General features: G+C 33.8%; 20 protein-coding genes. 5 read left to right on the top strand and 15 right to left on the bottom strand.

The features are described 5' to 3' along the window. Window positions 1-207 precede the first annotated feature (207 nt). Both M1D66_RS17165 and M1D66_RS17170 read right to left on the bottom strand, forming a co-directional pair. On the bottom strand, window positions 208-663 hold the full coding sequence (locus M1D66_RS17165; protein ID WP_000488209.1) for a DUF3939 domain-containing protein: 456 nt from the start codon (window positions 661-663) through the stop codon (window positions 208-210). A gap of 105 nt (window positions 664-768) precedes the next feature. Then, window positions 769-1,212, bottom strand: a complete 444-nt coding sequence (locus M1D66_RS17170) for a Dps family protein (protein ID WP_242554644.1) — start codon at window positions 1,210-1,212, stop codon at window positions 769-771. Window positions 1,213-1,452: 240 nt separating this feature from the next. Here M1D66_RS17170 and M1D66_RS17175 point away from each other — a divergent pair, with 240 nt between their 5' ends. Beyond that, window positions 1,453-2,493 carry a YkvI family membrane protein gene (locus tag M1D66_RS17175; RefSeq protein ID WP_000370210.1) on the top strand — a complete coding sequence of 347 codons (1,041 nt, stop codon included), beginning with the start codon at window positions 1,453-1,455 and terminating at the stop codon, window positions 2,491-2,493. 33 nt (window positions 2,494-2,526) lie between these two features. Here M1D66_RS17175 and M1D66_RS17180 read toward each other — a convergent pair whose 3' ends face one another. From M1D66_RS17180 to M1D66_RS17200, 5 genes are all read right to left on the bottom strand, one after another. Next, window positions 2,527-2,892: a DUF3979 family protein gene (locus M1D66_RS17180; protein WP_000965067.1), complete on the bottom strand. Its 366-nt coding sequence runs from the start codon at window positions 2,890-2,892 to the stop codon at window positions 2,527-2,529. 322 nt (window positions 2,893-3,214) lie between these two features. Further along, window positions 3,215-3,520 carry a hypothetical protein gene (locus M1D66_RS17185; RefSeq protein ID WP_000539569.1) on the bottom strand — a complete coding sequence of 102 codons (306 nt, stop codon included), beginning with the start codon at window positions 3,518-3,520 and terminating at the stop codon, window positions 3,215-3,217. A gap of 197 nt (window positions 3,521-3,717) precedes the next feature. Further along, window positions 3,718-5,700 (bottom strand): methyl-accepting chemotaxis protein, encoded by a 1,983-nt coding sequence (locus tag M1D66_RS17190; RefSeq protein ID WP_242554645.1) that lies wholly within the window; start codon window positions 5,698-5,700, stop codon window positions 3,718-3,720. A 200-nt stretch (window positions 5,701-5,900) separates the two neighbouring features. Then, window positions 5,901-6,950 carry a ribosome small subunit-dependent GTPase A gene (gene rsgA, locus M1D66_RS17195; protein ID WP_001073050.1) on the bottom strand — a complete coding sequence of 350 codons (1,050 nt, stop codon included), beginning with the start codon at window positions 6,948-6,950 and terminating at the stop codon, window positions 5,901-5,903. Window positions 6,951-7,132: 182 nt separating this feature from the next. Further along, the gene (locus tag M1D66_RS17200) at window positions 7,133-7,660 is read right to left on the bottom strand and encodes a DinB family protein (RefSeq protein WP_000687338.1); all 528 of its coding nucleotides are present in this window, start codon (window positions 7,658-7,660) and stop codon (window positions 7,133-7,135) included. Between the two features lie 196 nt (window positions 7,661-7,856). Here M1D66_RS17200 and M1D66_RS17205 point away from each other — a divergent pair, with 196 nt between their 5' ends. Then, window positions 7,857-8,204: a DUF4257 domain-containing protein gene (locus M1D66_RS17205; RefSeq protein ID WP_000426317.1), complete on the top strand. Its 348-nt coding sequence runs from the start codon at window positions 7,857-7,859 to the stop codon at window positions 8,202-8,204. An 84-nt stretch (window positions 8,205-8,288) separates the two neighbouring features. Continuing rightward, window positions 8,289-8,513: a hypothetical protein gene (locus tag M1D66_RS17210; protein WP_000162602.1), complete on the top strand. Its 225-nt coding sequence runs from the start codon at window positions 8,289-8,291 to the stop codon at window positions 8,511-8,513. 294 nt (window positions 8,514-8,807) lie between these two features. On the opposite strand, the gene M1D66_RS17215 is transcribed toward M1D66_RS17210, so the two are convergent. Both M1D66_RS17215 and M1D66_RS17220 read right to left on the bottom strand, forming a co-directional pair. Then, window positions 8,808-9,983, bottom strand: a complete 1,176-nt coding sequence (locus M1D66_RS17215; RefSeq protein ID WP_001082493.1) for an MFS transporter — start codon at window positions 9,981-9,983, stop codon at window positions 8,808-8,810. Between the two features lie 47 nt (window positions 9,984-10,030). After that, complete coding sequence (locus M1D66_RS17220; protein ID WP_000877965.1) at window positions 10,031-10,966, bottom strand: aldo/keto reductase; 936 nt, start codon at window positions 10,964-10,966, stop codon at window positions 10,031-10,033. A gap of 106 nt (window positions 10,967-11,072) precedes the next feature. Here M1D66_RS17220 and M1D66_RS17225 point away from each other — a divergent pair, with 106 nt between their 5' ends. Further along, window positions 11,073-11,381 (top strand): ArsR/SmtB family transcription factor, encoded by a 309-nt coding sequence (locus M1D66_RS17225; RefSeq protein ID WP_001259906.1) that lies wholly within the window; start codon window positions 11,073-11,075, stop codon window positions 11,379-11,381. 41 nt (window positions 11,382-11,422) lie between these two features. Here the strand turns inward: M1D66_RS17225 and M1D66_RS17230 are convergent, their stop codons facing one another. From M1D66_RS17230 to M1D66_RS17240, 3 genes are all read right to left on the bottom strand, one after another. Next, window positions 11,423-12,370 (bottom strand): serine protease, encoded by a 948-nt coding sequence (locus tag M1D66_RS17230; protein WP_000099748.1) that lies wholly within the window; start codon window positions 12,368-12,370, stop codon window positions 11,423-11,425. 275 nt (window positions 12,371-12,645) lie between these two features. Further along, window positions 12,646-12,933 (bottom strand): AbrB/MazE/SpoVT family DNA-binding domain-containing protein, encoded by a 288-nt coding sequence (locus tag M1D66_RS17235; RefSeq protein ID WP_000648324.1) that lies wholly within the window; start codon window positions 12,931-12,933, stop codon window positions 12,646-12,648. Between the two features lie 117 nt (window positions 12,934-13,050). Next, window positions 13,051-14,931, bottom strand: coding sequence for an FtsX-like permease family protein (locus M1D66_RS17240; RefSeq protein ID WP_001025986.1), 1,881 nt, complete (start codon window positions 14,929-14,931; stop codon window positions 13,051-13,053). Window positions 14,932-15,201: 270 nt separating this feature from the next. Here M1D66_RS17240 and nadE point away from each other — a divergent pair, with 270 nt between their 5' ends. Further along, window positions 15,202-16,020 (top strand): ammonia-dependent NAD(+) synthetase, encoded by an 819-nt coding sequence (gene nadE, locus M1D66_RS17245; RefSeq protein WP_000174901.1) that lies wholly within the window; start codon window positions 15,202-15,204, stop codon window positions 16,018-16,020. 49 nt (window positions 16,021-16,069) lie between these two features. Here nadE and M1D66_RS17250 read toward each other — a convergent pair whose 3' ends face one another. The 3 genes from M1D66_RS17250 to M1D66_RS17260 all read right to left on the bottom strand — a co-directional run bounded on the left by M1D66_RS17250 (window position 16,070) and on the right by M1D66_RS17260 (window position 18,042). Further along, window positions 16,070-16,531, bottom strand: a complete 462-nt coding sequence (locus tag M1D66_RS17250) for an NUDIX hydrolase (protein WP_000024999.1) — start codon at window positions 16,529-16,531, stop codon at window positions 16,070-16,072. 31 nt (window positions 16,532-16,562) lie between these two features. After that, window positions 16,563-16,760 carry a DUF4083 domain-containing protein gene (locus M1D66_RS17255; RefSeq protein WP_001048091.1) on the bottom strand — a complete coding sequence of 66 codons (198 nt, stop codon included), beginning with the start codon at window positions 16,758-16,760 and terminating at the stop codon, window positions 16,563-16,565. Window positions 16,761-16,881: 121 nt separating this feature from the next. Then, window positions 16,882-18,042 carry a transglutaminase domain-containing protein gene (locus M1D66_RS17260; RefSeq protein ID WP_242554646.1) on the bottom strand — a complete coding sequence of 387 codons (1,161 nt, stop codon included), beginning with the start codon at window positions 18,040-18,042 and terminating at the stop codon, window positions 16,882-16,884. Window positions 18,043-18,137: the final 95 nt, after the last annotated feature.

The following is an 18,137-nucleotide window of genomic DNA, read 5'->3' on the forward strand; positions in this document are numbered from 1 at the left end:
CTTTTATAATATTTATTTTGCGAATCTTTATACCACTTTGTGAAGATTTTATATAACTCGCCCTAGCAATATCTTATTCTCCGAATGATACTTAATAGTTGTCCTTCCCTGTCCAATACATTTAATATAAATATTAATAAACTGAAAAGTCAATATTTTAACAAACAAAAAAAGACAACAATATATGTATTGTTGTTTTCATTACATCTACCCGCTCTTTTGTTTTTTTCTATCTGGTTTACTTGAAACTAAATAATGTTTTTCTGAAATATATAAGTCTCTTTTTAAGCTACGATTTAAGTAAGGTCCTAGTTTCATTCCGCATATGAGGCGATCTTCGCTACCTTCAACAATTGGGAACATTTCTTTTTCTGTTACGTATTGATCTACTGCCTTTTGTACGACATCAATTTCTTTCACTAGGTTTAAATTTTCTGCTGTATGTTCAAATACCTCAAGCGTTTCCTTCGTTATGAGAAAATCATTTGTTGGAAATGCAGGTAAATACGGTTTTAACAAATCATAATTTACTGTATAATCTTCATTTACTAATACTGTATAAACGATATTAGCATTCGTTTCTAAAAACTGAGCCATCGCTTGTTCTAATTCATCTTTCGTAATTTCCCGCTCTTCTTTTCCAGTTCTGAAAAAGCGAAACATCGCATCGCCTCCTTTTTACTATATTATAGCATAAAAGAAAACTGAAAAATCATAAAAAAACCCATTGAAATAATTTTTCAATGGGTTTCTTTATATTTTTTATCGTTATTTTAAGAATGCACTTAGCATCCATACATGTTGTTCTAATGTTGTATGAATTGCTAACAGCATGTCAGCTGATGTTTCATCGCCAGCTTCACCTGCAACTTCCATACCTTCTTTTAATTCTTGAATAAGTGCAGAATAATCCTTCACTAATGTTTGCACCATTTCTTCTGCAGATTCTTTGCTTGTCCCTTCGCTGACACTAGATGTTGCGAGATATTCTTTCATTGTCGCTAATGGTTTACCTTCTAAAGCTAAAATACGTTCTGCTAACTCATCAATATACGTTCCAGCCTCATTATAAAACTCTTCAAATTTCTCATGTAATGTAAAGAAGTGTGGCCCTGTCACATACCAGTGATAATTATGTAGTTTCACATATAACACATTCCAGTTTGCTACCTGCTTGTTTAATACTTCAACAACATTTGTTTTCGTACTCATACAATCACTCCTCTTATCATTTTGTAATGTTTATCTTTTAATAACCTAATTACATTTTACCATACATTCCCTTTCCTTTCGAACAATTGGCTTATATGTAACAAAGTTTTAACACCTTTAATGCTTCCCTAATATCATTAAATTCATGTATTTTTTCAAACACTTCATACGTCTAATTGTCCAAGCTCATACATATGCATAATAGTACATCAAGCTCATCATAGTAGAAAGAGGGATAACATGGACAATCAACAATGGCAAGTAGCAAAGAAAGTAGCCGCTACTTATATCGGAACTGTCGTTGGAGCTGGATTTGCTACTGGACGAGAAATTGTTGAATTTTTCACAGTGAATGGATTATACGGGACAATTGGCATATGTGTAAGTGGATTTTTTTTTATTTGGCTTGGCACAAAGATGATGTTACTTTCATCACAAATCGGGGCATTTTCAGCGCAAGAATTTAACAAATATTTATTTGGGGATGTATTTGGGAATGTTGTAAACACATTATTATTACTCGTTTTATTCGGCGTAACGAGCGTTATGTTATCAGGGGCTGGTGCAGTATTTGAAGAGCAACTTCGCTTACCAAGACAACTCGGTATTCTTATTACAGTTATCGCTTGTCTCATTATAAGTAGCCGCGGATTACAAGGTGTTTTTGAAGTAAATACACTTGTCGTACCTATTATGATGATTTTTATTATCGGACTTGCTATTACAACCTTTTTTCACGGTACAACTCCTATTAACAACACTATTCCTGCAGAAAGCTGGAATATGAAATGGATTACTAGCCCTATTACATATGTCGCCTTAAATCTTTCTCTCGCCCAAAGTGTTCTCGTCCCATTAGCCAGTGAAGTAAAGGATCGAAAAGCTATTTTTTGGGGTGGGATTTTAGGTGGTGCTGGACTTTCTTTAATTTTATTATGCAGCCATTTAGCAATCTTATCAGTCGATCAATTTTACCAATATAACATCCCAATGGCTGAAGTCATAAGAAGATTTAATGCAACTTTTCACTTCTTTTTCGTTCTCATTATTTTCGGTGAAGTTTTCACAACTTTAGTTGGTAATGTGTTCGGAATGACAAAACAGATGCAATCTATTACTGGGTGGAAAAATAACAATATTATTTTCTTCATTTTACTAATTAGTTATTGCTTTAGCTACATCGGTTACAGTGACTTACTTCACATTCTATATCCTATCATCGGATGGGTAAGTATTGTTATACTGCCAATCATTGCGTTTAAACAACTTCAAAAAACATAAAAAGCATCCATGTTATTGGATGCTTTTTTATGCTCATTCACAATCATCACATACTTCCCAATACGGTCCCATTTCTAATGCTAAATATGGCTTTAACTGCAACCGAATCATTCGACTAGGCATGCGCTCTAAAACAAAGTGAATACCTTCTTCATCTTCGTCTAATTCAACTTTTGAAATCGCAATTCTTTGCATAGTCGTAATGGGAATTCCATCTTTATATAAAGTGATTTTCACCTCATCGTATTCATTAAAATATAATTCGACACTCATTTGATTTTTCAGTATTTCATCAACAATTTTAAATGTATTATTTTGTTCTTGGATTATATATTTCCATCCGCCTCTATCTTCTTTCGGAGCTGTTTGAAATAATGTCTCCAAATCCTCGTATAGCATAAGATAACCCCTCTCTTACTAAAAAACGATGAGTATTTTATATACCCTTTATCTCTATCACTATCCATAGCTATTGTACCATATATCAACGTTCTTACCGTATTCATTTGCTTCATACATACTTATAAAATAACTAATTCTATCTCCATTATTATGTATATTACCTCATTACTCCATACACTCTTACAAGTTCAAATAACGACAGACTTTAATCCATGCAAATATTGTCTACTCTCTGCTTTTATTAGCTCACAGCATTCACACTTTTACATATAGTAAGACTACCACAAATAAAAAAGGAGAGTGACTTATACCACTCCCCTCAAAAGACCTTCCCTATAGCTGCTAAAACTAATACGATTATTAAAATTGCAAATAATAATGAGACAATGAAACTAAAAATAGGTAACGCTTTCTTTTCATTCTTCTTAAATAGTAACTTTAAACTAAGAAAAATATTTACTGGTACAAATATAAAATAAAAATATTTAACAATTTGCACCGAGCTATTCGAAAGTGTTTTTAATATAAACACTTCAATTAGAAAAACAATAAAAAATGAAATACTTAGCCAAAATGAGACGTAACTAAGCCAAGAATGTCTTTTTGTCCCCCAATACACTCCCATAATACTCTCCTTTTATTTGTATTCTATACGTTAATAATTATACACAAAGCTAACAAATACCTCTATTTTTCGACAAACATTATGCAAAATACCATTTTAAACGTCATAAAGGAAGTTTACATCTCCATTTGATTTTACACAATAAAACAGACTACCCTCTATTGGCATAATGCTACTAGGGGATAGTCTGTTCTCTATTAAACTTTAAATCTCTCAATTAGTCCTTGCAACTCTTCAGCCATTTGAGATAACGTGCCGGCTGCAGATCCAATTTCCTCCATCGAAGCTAGCTGTTCTTCAGCTGAAGCCGCAACATTTTGTGTGCTTGTCGCATTATTTTGTGCTGTCATTGCAATTTGTCCTACCGAAATAGATACTTCATTTGCCCCTTTTGACATTCCATTAGCCGTTTCAACCATCGTCTTAATTTGATTCGCTATTTCATTTGTAGATTGTAAGATTTCAGCAAAGTTTTGCTTCGTTTCATTTGCGATAACAAGTCCAGATTGAACTTCCTCATTTACATGATTCATAGATTTGACTGTCTTACCCATATCATCTTGTATTTCACATATTAATTTACTAATTTCACTAGAAGATACGCTAGACTGCTCTGCCAATTTACGCACTTCATCTGCAACAATTGCGAAACCTCTTCCATGCTCACCGGCTCTTGCGGCTTCAATCGCCGCATTTAGAGCTAGAAGGTTTGTTTGATCTGCAATATTTTGAATTACTTCTAAAATATCACCAATTTGTTTTGATTTATTATTTAGTAATTGTATAACTGCATCTGATTGTGAAACCGATTCTGCAATAGACTGCATCTGGTTTACTGTTCTTCCTACTAGTTTCCCACCATCTTCTGCTTTTTCACGAGTATGTGCAGAAGCCGTATTAATAGATGATGAACTATTTGCTACATGTTGAATTCCTTCCGTTACATCAAACAGTAACATAGCGCCATTTTCTACGCTTGTTGTTTGCGTCGTTGCCCCACTTGATATTTCATCCATTGCGATTGTGATTTGCTCAGTCGCTTCACTTGCTTGCCTTACACTTGCAGTTAGCTCTTCAGATGCCGCTGCAACATGCCCAGCTGAATCGTTAATTCTTCCAATTAACGTCCGTAACGAATTCGTCATCTCATTAAAGCCTTTAGCAAGTTGGCCGATTTCATCATTAGAATGGATTTCAATTGTTTGCGTTAAATCCCCTTCGCTTATTTCTTTAGAGGTAACAACTAATTTCTTTAAAGGCTTCGTAATTGAAAGTGTCACAAAATAAATAAGTGCCCCACCTACTACTAATGAGATAAGCATAACAATTAACATATTATAAAATACAGGTTGAGCAGCTTCAATTACTTCAGTTGCGTACATCGTCCCACCAATTTTCCAACCTGTTTTTACGTTTGTAGCAAATACCATATTCTTTTCACTACCACCATAAGAATATGTAAAAGCACCGTGATTATCTTCATAAATTTTCTTTGCCCAAGAATCAGCTGCTTTATCCCCTGATTTTTCTTGTGGATGAGCAATGATTTTTTGCTTTCCATCTAAAATGAAGGCATATCCTTTTTTACCAATATTGATTAACTTTGTTGTTTTTAATAAATTGTCTAAACTTAAATCTAGCGCAACAACCCCATTTTTATCTTCTGTTTGTTTTGCAATCGTTACGACAATATGTCCATTTCCTTTTGCCTTATATGGCTCGCTAACAACAATACCACCTTGTTTTGCCACTGCATCTTTATACCAAGGTCGTGTTGTTGGATCATAATCTGCTGCCATTTGTATATTTGGTTCCTGTACAAATTTCTTATCATTACCGGCAACATACACTTGTTCAACATCTATATTCAAATTGATATACTGAGATAATGTCTTTCTTAGCTCATCCTGATTATCCCCTTGATACATATTCCCTTGAATTACTCGTGCAAAGTTATTCACATCGTTAAATTTTGCTTCAATCATTTGATTGATTAAATTATCTAATATTTTTATATTATCGTTAGCACTACTCGTAATTTGTGATTCAAAATTCTTTTTAGCAGTTTGATAAGACATGCCCCCGATTATAGAAACGGCTGCAATTAAAATTACAAAGAATGAAATTAATAGCTTTTTTGCTACTTTCATATCACGAAACAAATTTAATAGTTTACCCATTATGAACCTCCTAATTTTCAAATTTAAAAGTTAAATTGAGTTAATTATGAATATTTCCCATTCCTTAATTATTATTTTCATAACCTATTATGGTGAATACTTTGTAAAGTTTAAACAATTAATTTCTCTTTGTCTATATATACGAATAATATTATTATAAAATTTACAAATAGAAAAAACCAAAGGGGCCCCTTTGGTTTTTACATTTTTTTATGTTGTTTAGAAAGCTTTTTCCACTTATCACGCTCTGCTCTGGCAAGGATTGCATCTTGTTTTCTTATAAAATACGCCAGTTCTCTTTGTAATTTTTTATAGCTTTTCAAACGATCTATCGTAATAAGTCCGTTTTCAATTGCACTATACACCGCGCACCCTGGTTCATTCTCATGCTTACAATCACGGAAACGGCATGTTGTCGCAAGTTCTTCAATATCAGAGAATGTTGTTTGAATCGCTTCGCTTCCTTCCCAAAGTTGCAATTCCCTCATACCGGGAGTATCAATTACGAGAGCGCCACTTGGCAATTGAAATAACTCTCGATGCGTTGTCGTATGCCTTCCCCTACTATCCTCCTCACGTATATCTCCCGTTTTTGCTACCTCAATTCCTATTAGCGCATTTAACAAAGTTGACTTTCCTACCCCTGATGACCCAACTAAAGCAATTGTTTTCCCTGAAGAAACGAATTGTTTCAACGAATCAATACCTGTATGCTCTAAACTATCAACAACAAAAATAGGAACACCAATTGCTATAGCTTCCGTTTCTACAATTTTTTGTTCTATATCATTACATATACTACTCTTTGTTAAAACAATAACTGGCATAGCGCCACTTTCATACGCTAATAATAAATAACGTTCCATCCTTCTAACATTAAAATCATGATTAAGTGCATTCACTAAAAATAAATAATCTACATTTGCTGCTATAATCTGTTCTTCTGTTCTTGTTCCAGCCTCTTGTCTTGAGAAAGAGCTTCTTCGCTGGAAAATACGATGAATAATCGCTTTCTTTTCATCTTCTATTTTCTTTATATACACCCAATCACCAACTGCTGGATAATCGCCTTTCGTAACTGCTTCATGCCGAAACTTCCCAGACAGTTCTGCCATATACTCACCATCATTACAAATAATTCGATATATATGCTTATGCTCGAGTAAAATTCGTCCTACTTCAAAGTTCTCAACAGCTTGTTCCTCAAAAAAAGAATCCCAGCCGAACGATTCTAAAATATTTTGATTCAAATTGATATCCTCCCTAGTGTAAGCTAAGCGGAAGGATCGTGCGCTCACTTATATAGTCTCGCCCTTTCCATCCACCTTTGTATTTGGTTTATTATTCATATAAGTTATTTTTGCCATAATACATCACCCCGTTCTTCTTTTAATTACTCTCATTATATGGAATTCTCCTATAAAAAGCTACATTATTTAACGTAATTTTCAAACAACTTTCTTTTGAGCATTCTAATTTGTCCTCGGTGACTAATTTCATCTTCTAGCACATGATACCAAAGATAGTGCTGGTTATATATTACACCGTTAGGCCACTTTCTTTCTGACATGAGCCACTCATCACTTTGTTCACTTAAATACTTCAGAGATTCTTCTCGAACACTTTGTAGAAGTTGTACATAATACTGTATTTCATGACCACGGATCGCTCTACCCGCTTCCCCTAAATACAGTGCATCTTCCCATATTTCTAATTCTTCTTTTGTAAAGTCACGATTTTGAAATGAAATAAGCTGATGAACTTTTTCAATAGCTGCTATATGCTTTAATAAGGCGCCAATTGAATTTCCGCTGCTCTGCATAATTAAATCTAATTGCTCAACTGATAAATTTTTTACTTCGCCTAATGTTACAGCCCTCGTATGCTCCAGCATGCTTACTAATTCCCCTATATTTTTTGTATAACCATCTACACTTCTTATTCGATAATCTATCTTCATATCACGCACCCCTTTCTGCATTCATATTATTGTAAAAATGATTCATATAATAGACTGAAACTTTTCGAAATTTTCTGTTATAATTAAATTGAATACAAAATATACCCAAACAAACTTTCTCAATATGCTTATATGAAATATTAAAAGGAATCAATATAAAATAATCGAATCTTATTCACTAAAAGGAGTGGATTCGATGGAAATGTATCAATGGCTAACCGCTGTTCTCGTTGGTGGCATTACCGGCTTCGTTTCCCATCTAATCAATAACCAAGGTAAGTTATTGCTTCCACGCCGTTTGAAAACATTTTTTCATTTTGGATTTTTAACTGATATTTTTACTGGTAGCCTAGCCGCACTTCTTGGGCTCGTTTTATTCGATGTCACCGCGATAAAAGAAATTATAAAAGTATCCATTGTAACTGCTATTTCTGGCCAAACTTTCTTACTACATCAAGCTCTTGGTGGCGAACAGGCTAAAAATACGCAAATTGGGAAAGCTGATGAGAAGATTCAAGAAATTGACAAATTATTGCGACGTTAGTGTATACTTTCTTTTAAAATTATTGTTATAATGAGAAATAAATATTTTCTATTGCGTCGTTTGTCAGGAGAAAGGGTGTTTCGTATGACAAAAAAGAAAATAGAAGATTTCTTAACAAACTCCGAAAAAGAGGAACTGCTAGAAAACTATAAATGTTTACGAGAAGCCCGCACAAAAAGCGAAGCTAACTATTTTGGTGAAGCAGTAAACCATCTATTAAATAAAGCAAAACAACGAATTATTAAAGATGCAGGTATACATGATGAAAATGCTGCAACTGTTCAATCAAAGAGAAAAGCACTGTTTTAGCTACATTAGCTAAAACAGTGCTTTTTATTACAATACTTTTCACATTACTTTCACATCTATTTCACAATTATAAGTACTCCTATATGTTAAACTAGGTATATCCTTTTCCGAGGAGCTATATGCCGATATATAAATCCCTATCTATATAGGGATTTTTTATTTCCCCATAATTTTATTACAAATCCTTTTCAATCATACAGCTCAACAACGAATTATTAAAAATACAGCAACTATGCAATCAAAAAGCACCTTCTAGACTTATCCTAAAAAATTGTTTTTTGATTTACTAAAACTTTATGATGCAATTCCTGTTTCACTATTTTCAGTAAGTTTTTCACTTTTTCTAAACAAAAATAAAGCTCCTATATATAGTAACGCAGTAAAACTACCTATAAGTATAAAATTGTGAGATACTGCAAATAACATTCCTGCTATTGCCGCACCAATCATTTGACCAATATACATAGAAGCATTTGCAAGCGCGGCTCCTGTTCCTCTTGCTGCACTAGATATGTTTTGTAAGTGCCTCATCATTAATACAAACAAAATTCCTGTCCAAAAAAACAAAGCAAAGAACGATAACTCCACCAATACAATGTTCTTTACATGTGGAAGTAATACATATAGCACTGCTGTAAATATAATTCCACCATAGAAAGAAAGGTTATAACCAATTTTATTTACGATTCTAGGACCAAAAATATTACCAGTTAAATTTCCTAACCCTAATACGAGCATAGCTGTACCTACTTCATGAACTTGTAAGCCAAATTGAATGGAAAGCCATACACCAAAAAATGAAAATGCAGCAAAATTTCCGGTTTGAAAAACAAAGTATGCAAAATAAGAAAGTGAAACCTTTGAATCTGTAAGTAATTGTTTATAACGCTGTAAAATCGCTTTTTTATTTCCACCTATATGAACCGACTGTATTTCTGGTAATACAACATAAATAAGAATGACAAGTAGTGCTGATAATATACCAATGAAATAGAATGGGATTGTATAATGTATCGTTGCTAAATAAGCTCCCAGTGGCAGCCCTAAAATTTGAGAGATTGATAACCCTGCTGTTGCAACCCCAATTGCTTTCACAATTTGCTTCTTCTCTATAAGGAGCGGAATAGATGCCCACACTTGTGGAGATACAAAAGCTGCACTTACACCTGCTAAAACTCTAAATGTTAGCATCCATAAAAAACTCGGTGCAATTCCACACAAAAACGTACTTATTGCAAAAAAACTCATACCTAGTACCATCACTTTTTTTCTGTTTAATCCATCTGATATAGGACCAGCAATAAGCGCAAATCCAGCATACCCTAAAGCATACGAACTCACCATCCATCCTGACAACTCAGTTGAAACATGATACACCTGTTGCAATGTCGGCAACAGTGGTGAAATTAAGAAAGTATCTGTACCGATCATAAACATTATCATAAAAAATACAGCTAGTACTCTGTTCATTTAGACCTTCTCCTTATATAAACAGAGGGTACTCTCCCTCTGTTTAACTAATCTTCTAAAATAGATTGGATTTCTTTCATGACTCTTTCATTCAATGCAACGTCTACCGCTTTCACACTTTCTCTTACCTGCTCTGCCCGCTTTCCACCAGGTATAACAGTATCAATTCCTTCTTTATTTAATAACCATGCTAACGCTAAATGAGACACTTCAATATCATTTTCTTTAGCTAGCCCTTTTAACTTATTCACTTTCTTAAAATTACTCTTATATGTATTTTCTTCAAATAGATTTACATTTTGACGCCAATCGACTTCATTTAATTTAAAATCTTCTGTATATTTTCCACCTAATATTCCAAAAGCAAGAGGCCCATATGGAATAAATGAAATACCCGCTTCTATACAATACGGCAACAGTTCTTCCTCAGCTGTACGTTCTAACATATTGTATGGAGATTGTACAACATCTATATGACCATGTTGATTCGCCTCTTTTAATTGTTCTATGTTTACGTTCGATATTCCAATTGAACGAATTTTCCCTTCTTCTTTTAAATGAGTAAGCTCTCCGATTGAATCTATGTAACTTGTTTCAGGATTTGTAAAGTGTAAATAATATAAATCAATATATTCAGTCTGTAATCTTCTTAAGCTATTTTCCACAGCATTCCTTAAATAACTTGGTTCATTGTTAATATAAGTTTCTCCATTTAACAACGGTTGAATTCCACCTTTTGTAGCAAGTATAAACTCATGACGTTTTCCCTTTAATACTTCTCCTACTAATTCCTCTGATCTACCGAAACCATATGAATCTGCTGTATCAAAAAATGTAATCCCTTGCTGAATAGCTTCTTCTACTAATCGCTTTCCTTCTTCTTCATTCACATCAGCATATAAATTATGTCCCCCTACTGCATTTGTACCTAAACCCAACTTTGAAATATTTAATCCTGCCTTTTGCAATTTTGTATACTTCATTTTTTCTCCCCCTATATTTCTATTGTTCGAACATATTCGAACAATAGAAATATACCACTTTATATGTTATAGTGCAAATATCTTAACTTATACAAGTAGGTGAAATATGCGTACACTCTATCATCCAAATCGAGAAGAAATTCAATTTTCTTCTGTCTTATATGCACTTAGCGATCAAATTCGTTTACAAATTGTAAATATGTTACTAGAGAAAAATGAACAATCTTGTGGTGCTTTAAACATCCCTGTTGCAAAATCAACTTTATCTCACCATTTCAAAGTTTTACGTGAGTCAGGTGTTATGTACACGCGCCTTGAAGGAACACAACGTTTCATTTCAATTCGTGAAGAAGATTTAAATGCTAGATTCCCAGGTTTATTACAAGTTGTATTACATGCGACAGAGCCATATTAAAAAAACATCTCATATTCATATGAGATGTTTTTTTAATACGGCTATTCTTTTAATAAATCTAATAATCCATTACCTTCGGATGTACGTTCATACCCTAAAGGTACAGTTCTTTTAATAAGTTGTGCATATATTTCCGGCTCTGATAACTTTCGACCGTATTCTTTCTCACACTGTTTAATGAGCAAGGCAAGCGCTCCAGCAACATGCGGCGTCGCCATGGAAGTTCCACTTAACACTGCATATTTCCCATCTGGATACGTAGATAATATTTCATCACCTGGCGCTACTAGATCAATTTCTTGATTTGAATTACTAAAACATGTGATTTTCCGTTCTAAATTGACAGCGCCGACTTCAATTACTTCCGAGTAAGCACCTGGGTAATCTAGTTCCTCTGTATTATCATTACAATCTCCATTATTCCCAGCAGCACATACGACGAGAACATCCTGCTTTACCGCATTTTGAATTGCTTCATGTAATTCTGGAACATCTTGCGGACCACCAAGTGACATTGAAATAATTCTCACTTTCTCTTGATTCGGCCCTCTCCAATTTACAGCATAATGAATTGCCTCAATAATTTGCTCGTAACTTCCAGAACCATCTCCCGCTAAAACTTTTAATACTAACATTTTAGCAAGTGGTGCAACTCCTAATACACCGACACCATTTTCAGTTGCTGCAATCGTCCCCGCGACATGAGTACCATGTCCGTTATTATCAAGATACACATTTGGATCAGCTTCATAATCTTTTGTGAAATTTCTTCCGCCGATAATACGATCTTTTAAATCTATATGATTAGTATCACACCCTGTATCTAATACGGCAACGACTACATCTTGCCCCTTCACACTCTTTTCCCATACTTGCGGAGCGTGAATCAGTTGTACACCTGGTGGAATTTCATTTACTTGTTCTACAACTTTATTTACGATAAATGGAATCAATTGTATACCTTTTTGTTTATTCACTGTACTACTCATCGTAATCCCTCCTGAAAATGTATTATTTTCATTTCAGACCACTTTTGAATACGTGTAAATGTAACATTCGTTTTATTCTTTTTGTTTTCCTTCTTTTCAAATATTTCTCAACATCATTTACTAACTCTATACTACTTTTGTATTTCCCCTATGATTTATAGGAAATAACAGCCTGGGTCATTCAACTAATAACCAAAATAAAAGGACCAATTAATGGTCCTCTTACAGTCTTTTAAAAGAATGATATGTAATTTGAAAAATAATATAAATTAAGACTAAACCTCACTCTTGTTTAAAAACTTTTCTATTTCTTTTACTAAATATTCCGCTCCCTCTATCCCAACAGTAATATTTCCATTTGCTAATGATATGTTCTGCTCTGAAACATCACCTGTGATTTGGCAAGCATTGTAAGGTTGATATTTTTGTAAAATGATTTTATCTGCTTCTACAAAAATTTCAAGCGGTGATTTGATTTGTATTCCCAATACATCGCGTAATTCTTTAGGGATAACAATTCGTCCTAATTCGTCTACTTTTCGAATAACTCCTGTTGCTTTCATATTTCTCCCCCCCTTTCTCTCTATTAATTTTTTTCACCTCGCTTTTTCCATTTTATCACTTTTTGACAATACTTGCCTCTTTTTAGAAAATTTTGTACTCGAGTTAAAAAAACACATTTAATGCATACGTAATCTCTCTTTCAATTGTTTTACATAACGGGATCTTATAAGTAAGAAGTATACAACTTGAATACCTATGAAAATACTTAATACAATTGTATTTTCTTTAAACAATGAGTACTCAAACATTTGCCCTAACGCCGTTAAGGCTACTGCCCCATGTAATGTTGCAACACCAATTGGAACGAAGAATAAAAGCGCCAATCGAATTGTAACTACCTTCGATAATTCCCTACTTGTCAATCCAACTTTTCGAATCATTTCGAACAAGCGAACATCATCCTCCAAATCGGAGAATAAACGGAAGTAAAGGAAACTTCCTGCGCAAACGAAAAATACTATACCAATAAAGAAACCTACAAATAAAATCGGTCCTGCAATTTGTAAACTTTGGTTTTGCTCGTACTCTTCCGCACTAAACGTTGAATATTCTTGATACGGTTTAATTTGATGAGTAAGCTCTTTACCAATTTCAATCTCATCTTTCGTTCTTTCAGTTTTATACATATAATCTTTTGTCTCTATAAATCCATCTTGTAATGAATCATATTGATCATTAGAGATTACATAAACATTTCCTCTTAATATTTTCCCCAATGAAGATGAAGTAACTTTTTTCACCTTTAAACTTTCATTCATATTGGGTAAAGTAATTTCTTTTCTTTCTTTCATCGCTGGCCCTGGTATATCAGCTGACAAAAATACAACCTCTTTATTTGCTACAGTATTAAATGGTTCTCCCGTTAACTTTGCATATTCCTTATAGTCTGATTCTTTTATAAAAGTGGCGCTTCTTAACGACTGTTCCTCCGTTTTCTTTGTCAAAATATTAGTTTTTGAAGCTGCTATATTATGTTTCTTTAATCCTTTGTCAATCATTTGTATATGTTGTGATTCGTTACTATTCCCTTGCTTAGAATGGTAATGAAACGCAATTGGTCTCTCCATTATCCCTTTCGTCATGGATGCGAAGCCTACTAATGTCCCTATTGCGGAAAATGCTACAGTAGAAATAATGGTTACAATAAAGAACATTCTTGCGTTATCTCTCATACGATACGCTAAATCTGATAACGTAATAATATTAGTCTGTGTCCAATAGAAACGTTTACTTTTTTTACATAATCGAATAATAAAGACACTCAGCTGCTTGTACAACAAATACGTCCCGATAATAACTACCGTTGTAACAGGAATCATCATAATAAATACCATTGCTCCATGTGATAGAAGAGCTCCTACATAGCCAGCACTAAGCAATACTACTGCTAATATTGAAGAAATGATTGATGCTTTCGGTTCCGGTTTCGCCTCTGCTGATCCTCTAAACAACTTCATAATCTTATTTTTACGAATCATTCCTGCACTAAACAATGATATGATCATAAATAAAATAAAAAACATAATACCCGTTACAACAATTGCTTTCATTGGTATGTAATAGGATAAGGAGATATCTAGTTTCAATATCATCGGAGCGACAAATAGTAATACCCCTGAAAATAACATACCTGAAAGAATACCAAAAATAATTGCCCCTATTCCAATCATAATATTTTCAAAAAAGATCAGACGCTTTAATTGATATTTCGTCATACCTAGCATCATTAAAATTCCTAGTTCACGCTTTCTCGTTTTTAAAAACATTCCCATCGAATATAAAATAAAGAAGAATGTAAATAAGTAAATAATAGACTGTGCAAAAGACATACTTACGAATACGTACTGACCTAATTCTCCTGCACTTAATGCCGGATGAAACGCAAAAAATGAATACACAAAAAAGGCCATAATTGCAAATGCACTACTCAAAAAATAGGCTGAGTATGTCCGTCTATTTCGGGTTACATTCCGATATGCTAGTTCTCTAATGTTCATATTACTTCTCCGCCCTTCTACTATCTATGTTTTTATATTAGTAAAGTGCGGAAATACCTTCCATCGATTCAAATGACAAAAACCTTACATTTTTGAAAGGTTTAAAAAAATTGCTTATACGTAGTACTTTATTTATAATGACTACATTCATATTCATACACACATCCTATTGTATATTCGTTAGTTTTGCGAAATAATAAAGGATAGAAGTATGTACCATTATACATATAAACTTATTTACCGCTTTAATATGAATAGGAGGAAAACATAATGACATTACAAGAACAGATTATGAAAGCATTACATGTTCAGCCTGTAATTGATCCAAAAGTTGAAATTCGTAAACGAGTTGATTTCTTAAAGGATTATGTAAAAAAAACAGGTGCAAAAGGATTTGTACTTGGTATTAGCGGCGGACAAGACTCTACATTAGCAGGACGCTTAGCACAACTTGCAGTTGAAGAAATTCGTAACGAAGGTGGTAATGCAACGTTTATCGCCGTGCGTCTTCCTTATAAAGTACAAAAAGATGAAGATGATGCACAATTAGCATTACAATTCATTCAAGCAGATCAATCTGTTGCATTTGATATTGCTTCAACTGTTGATGCTTTTTCAAATCAATATGAAAACTTATTGGGTGAATCACTAACAGATTTCAATAAAGGTAACGTGAAAGCACGTATCCGTATGGTTACTCAATATGCAATTGGTGGACAAAAAGGGCTACTTGTTATCGGAACAGATCACGCTGCAGAAGCTGTAACAGGGTTCTTTACAAAATTCGGAGATGGTGGTGCAGATTTATTACCATTAACGGGATTAACGAAGCGCCAAGGACGTGCATTATTACAAGAGTTAGGCGCAGACGAGCGACTGTACTTAAAAATGCCAACAGCTGATTTATTAGATGAAAAACCAGGTCAAGCTGATGAAACAGAGTTAGGTATTACTTATGATCAATTAGATGATTATTTAGAAGGTAAAGCAGTTCCAGCTGACGTTGCAGAGAAAATTGAAAAACGTTACACAGTGAGTGAGCATAAAAGACAAGTACCAGCGTCAATGTTTGATGATTGGTGGAAATAAATTAAACATAAAAAAGAAGCTAATCTTCATTTAGCTTCTTTTTTATATGTTAACGATATACCCCTACTCTTTTCTCCAATAAATCTTGCAGGCAATCTTCATGTTGTTTACAAAATAACGGTGGCATGTCGTCTAACGGGAAAAACTTCAAATCCAACGTTTCATCACCATCTACTTTTTTGTCACCTCCAACTATTGAAAATGAAAAGAACATCACAATTGACTGGGCCTTGTCTCCATTTGGATATGATTGAAAATATTTTGTATACACTCCAATAAGCTCATTTATTTCTACATCATACCCGGTTTCTTCTTTTATTTCCCGGATTGCAGTTTCCGCAGCTGATTCTCCTATCTCCATTGCACCACCTGGAAAGCCCCAAGCGTTAAAGTCTCCTCTTTTTTGCAGTAATACTTCTCCTTCTTTATTAAATACACAACCACCGGCAAAGTTTAAGAAAACATAATCATGTCCTACTTTTTCACGTAATTCTTTTATATAATTCGCCATTCTCATTCCCCTTTTCATACCTCTTCTATCGCTATTTCTTATCTTTTTCAAGCAATTCAATGATTCGATCTAGCTTCTGGTTCATATTAATCACGTGGTGTTTCTTTGCAGCACTGCTTTGTAATACTCTTCTAATAAACAAAGTAAATGATATGAAAAACAAAACGATAAGTCCGATTACTAAACAAGTATATATCAATGTAAAAATATCGCTTTCGAACAAGTTCATTCCACATTCACATCCTTATCCTTTTATTTTATCACATAATTCTTAATATTCAAAAGTAATCAATAAATAAATAAATAAATAAATAAAAAAAGCACCTTTTACAGGTGCTTTTTCCCATTGCTTAATACGTAAATGTAATTGTCGCTAATGAATAACCCGCCAATGCACTATAAGGCGCTACTTGATAAGACACACGCTTTGCACCTTTTGGCCAATTTATTTCATTTAATACTTTCTTTATATCTTGCATCGTCCCATCCATGGACTGCTTATATCGCACTTCTACTTTTTCTGGTTTGGCTGCAAACTGTTGCTGCAACTTTTGCTTAAATTCATTATAATTTTCTGCTCCGTATTCTGCAGATAAGTATTGTAAATTTGTTTCTTTTAACACCTGCTCATATACGACAGTTTTTGAGCTACCAGCTTTTATTTTGTTTGTTAATTCACCAAAATAACTTGTAGTTGCTGCTGGATATTTACTACGATCCCAGTCGTGATCTTTACTTAACTGTTCGTCAGACATGTTAAAATATGAGTAAGTTACACGCCCTGCTTTATCTGGTACTGGATCATCAAATGTAGTATCTAGGTGATACCATTTGTTTTCAATGTTCACTAAATTCCACGCGTGAGCTTGTCCGTTTCCTGTGCCTGTTACAATATGGTTTTGAATACCTGCCTCTTTTAACAACTCATACGTTAATAATGTATATCCTTGGCAAACGGCAGAACGATTCGCTAATGCTTCATATGCTGTATACGCTTGATAAGACGTATCATAAGACACATGCTTAACAACGTAATCGTGAATAGCTTTTACTTTCTCATGCTCATCCATCCCTGGTTTTACAATTGATCCAACAATTGATTTCGCCTGAGCTTTTACATATTGAGTTTGTTCTTTTGATTCACGGTATTTTACTTGCAGTGTAAACGTATAGTCCCCTGGCATTCCTTTAATAGAATATCTAGTAGACGCTACATTATATTTTACATACTCATCAGCATCTACAATTTTATTAAACTCACCATACAATTGATCCATAATATTTCTAGCATTTCTATCTTTTGTTTTATATGTGATTGTAATATTTTCTTCTCGATTATCAATCTGTTTTTTTAATTCTTTTCTGAAATCATCTAATAACTTTACATCTGATTGTGCTGTCACTGTAGTCGGATTTGTAGCTGCATAAGATACAGATGACGCTTGCAAACCTCCCATTACTATAGTTGAACAAAGTGCGGCAGCTGTCACATACTTACTTGTCTTTCCCATCTTGTCACTCCTTATATTCTATAACTATACGAAAAAGTATCGTATAGTTTCAGAGTATACAATACTTTTTCGTATAGGTCATATGAGATTATGCA

This window comes from Bacillus sp. PK6-16, from assembly GCF_056530295.1.

Bases quoted from the DNA above. Each gene is read 5' to 3' on its own strand.
- M1D66_RS17165 (WP_000488209.1), bottom strand. From the start codon at position 663: ATGTTTCGCTTTTTCAGAACTGGAAAAGAAGAGCGGGAAATTACGAAA.
- M1D66_RS17170 (WP_242554644.1), bottom strand. From the start codon at position 1,212: ATGAGTACGAAAACAAATGTTGTTGAAGTATTAAACAAGCAGGTAGCA.
- M1D66_RS17175 (WP_000370210.1), top strand. From the start codon at position 1,453: ATGGACAATCAACAATGGCAAGTAGCAAAGAAAGTAGCCGCTACTTAT.
- M1D66_RS17180 (WP_000965067.1), bottom strand. From the start codon at position 2,892: ATGCTATACGAGGATTTGGAGACATTATTTCAAACAGCTCCGAAAGAA.
- M1D66_RS17185 (WP_000539569.1), bottom strand. From the start codon at position 3,520: ATGGGAGTGTATTGGGGGACAAAAAGACATTCTTGGCTTAGTTACGTC.
- M1D66_RS17190 (WP_242554645.1), bottom strand. From the start codon at position 5,700: ATGGGTAAACTATTAAATTTGTTTCGTGATATGAAAGTAGCAAAAAAG.
- M1D66_RS17200 (WP_000687338.1), bottom strand. From the start codon at position 7,660: ATGAAGATAGATTATCGAATAAGAAGTGTAGATGGTTATACAAAAAAT.
- M1D66_RS17205 (WP_000426317.1), top strand. From the start codon at position 7,857: ATGGAAATGTATCAATGGCTAACCGCTGTTCTCGTTGGTGGCATTACC.
- M1D66_RS17210 (WP_000162602.1), top strand. From the start codon at position 8,289: ATGACAAAAAAGAAAATAGAAGATTTCTTAACAAACTCCGAAAAAGAG.
- M1D66_RS17215 (WP_001082493.1), bottom strand. From the start codon at position 9,983: ATGAACAGAGTACTAGCTGTATTTTTTATGATAATGTTTATGATCGGT.
- M1D66_RS17220 (WP_000877965.1), bottom strand. From the start codon at position 10,966: ATGAAGTATACAAAATTGCAAAAGGCAGGATTAAATATTTCAAAGTTG.
- M1D66_RS17225 (WP_001259906.1), top strand. From the start codon at position 11,073: ATGCGTACACTCTATCATCCAAATCGAGAAGAAATTCAATTTTCTTCT.
- M1D66_RS17230 (WP_000099748.1), bottom strand. From the start codon at position 12,370: ATGAGTAGTACAGTGAATAAACAAAAAGGTATACAATTGATTCCATTT.
- M1D66_RS17235 (WP_000648324.1), bottom strand. From the start codon at position 12,933: ATGAAAGCAACAGGAGTTATTCGAAAAGTAGACGAATTAGGACGAATT.
- M1D66_RS17240 (WP_001025986.1), bottom strand. From the start codon at position 14,931: ATGAACATTAGAGAACTAGCATATCGGAATGTAACCCGAAATAGACGG.
- nadE (WP_000174901.1), top strand. From the start codon at position 15,202: ATGACATTACAAGAACAGATTATGAAAGCATTACATGTTCAGCCTGTA.
- M1D66_RS17250 (WP_000024999.1), bottom strand. From the start codon at position 16,531: ATGGCGAATTATATAAAAGAATTACGTGAAAAAGTAGGACATGATTAT.
- M1D66_RS17255 (WP_001048091.1), bottom strand. From the start codon at position 16,760: ATGAACTTGTTCGAAAGCGATATTTTTACATTGATATATACTTGTTTA.
- M1D66_RS17260 (WP_242554646.1), bottom strand. From the start codon at position 18,042: ATGGGAAAGACAAGTAAGTATGTGACAGCTGCCGCACTTTGTTCAACT.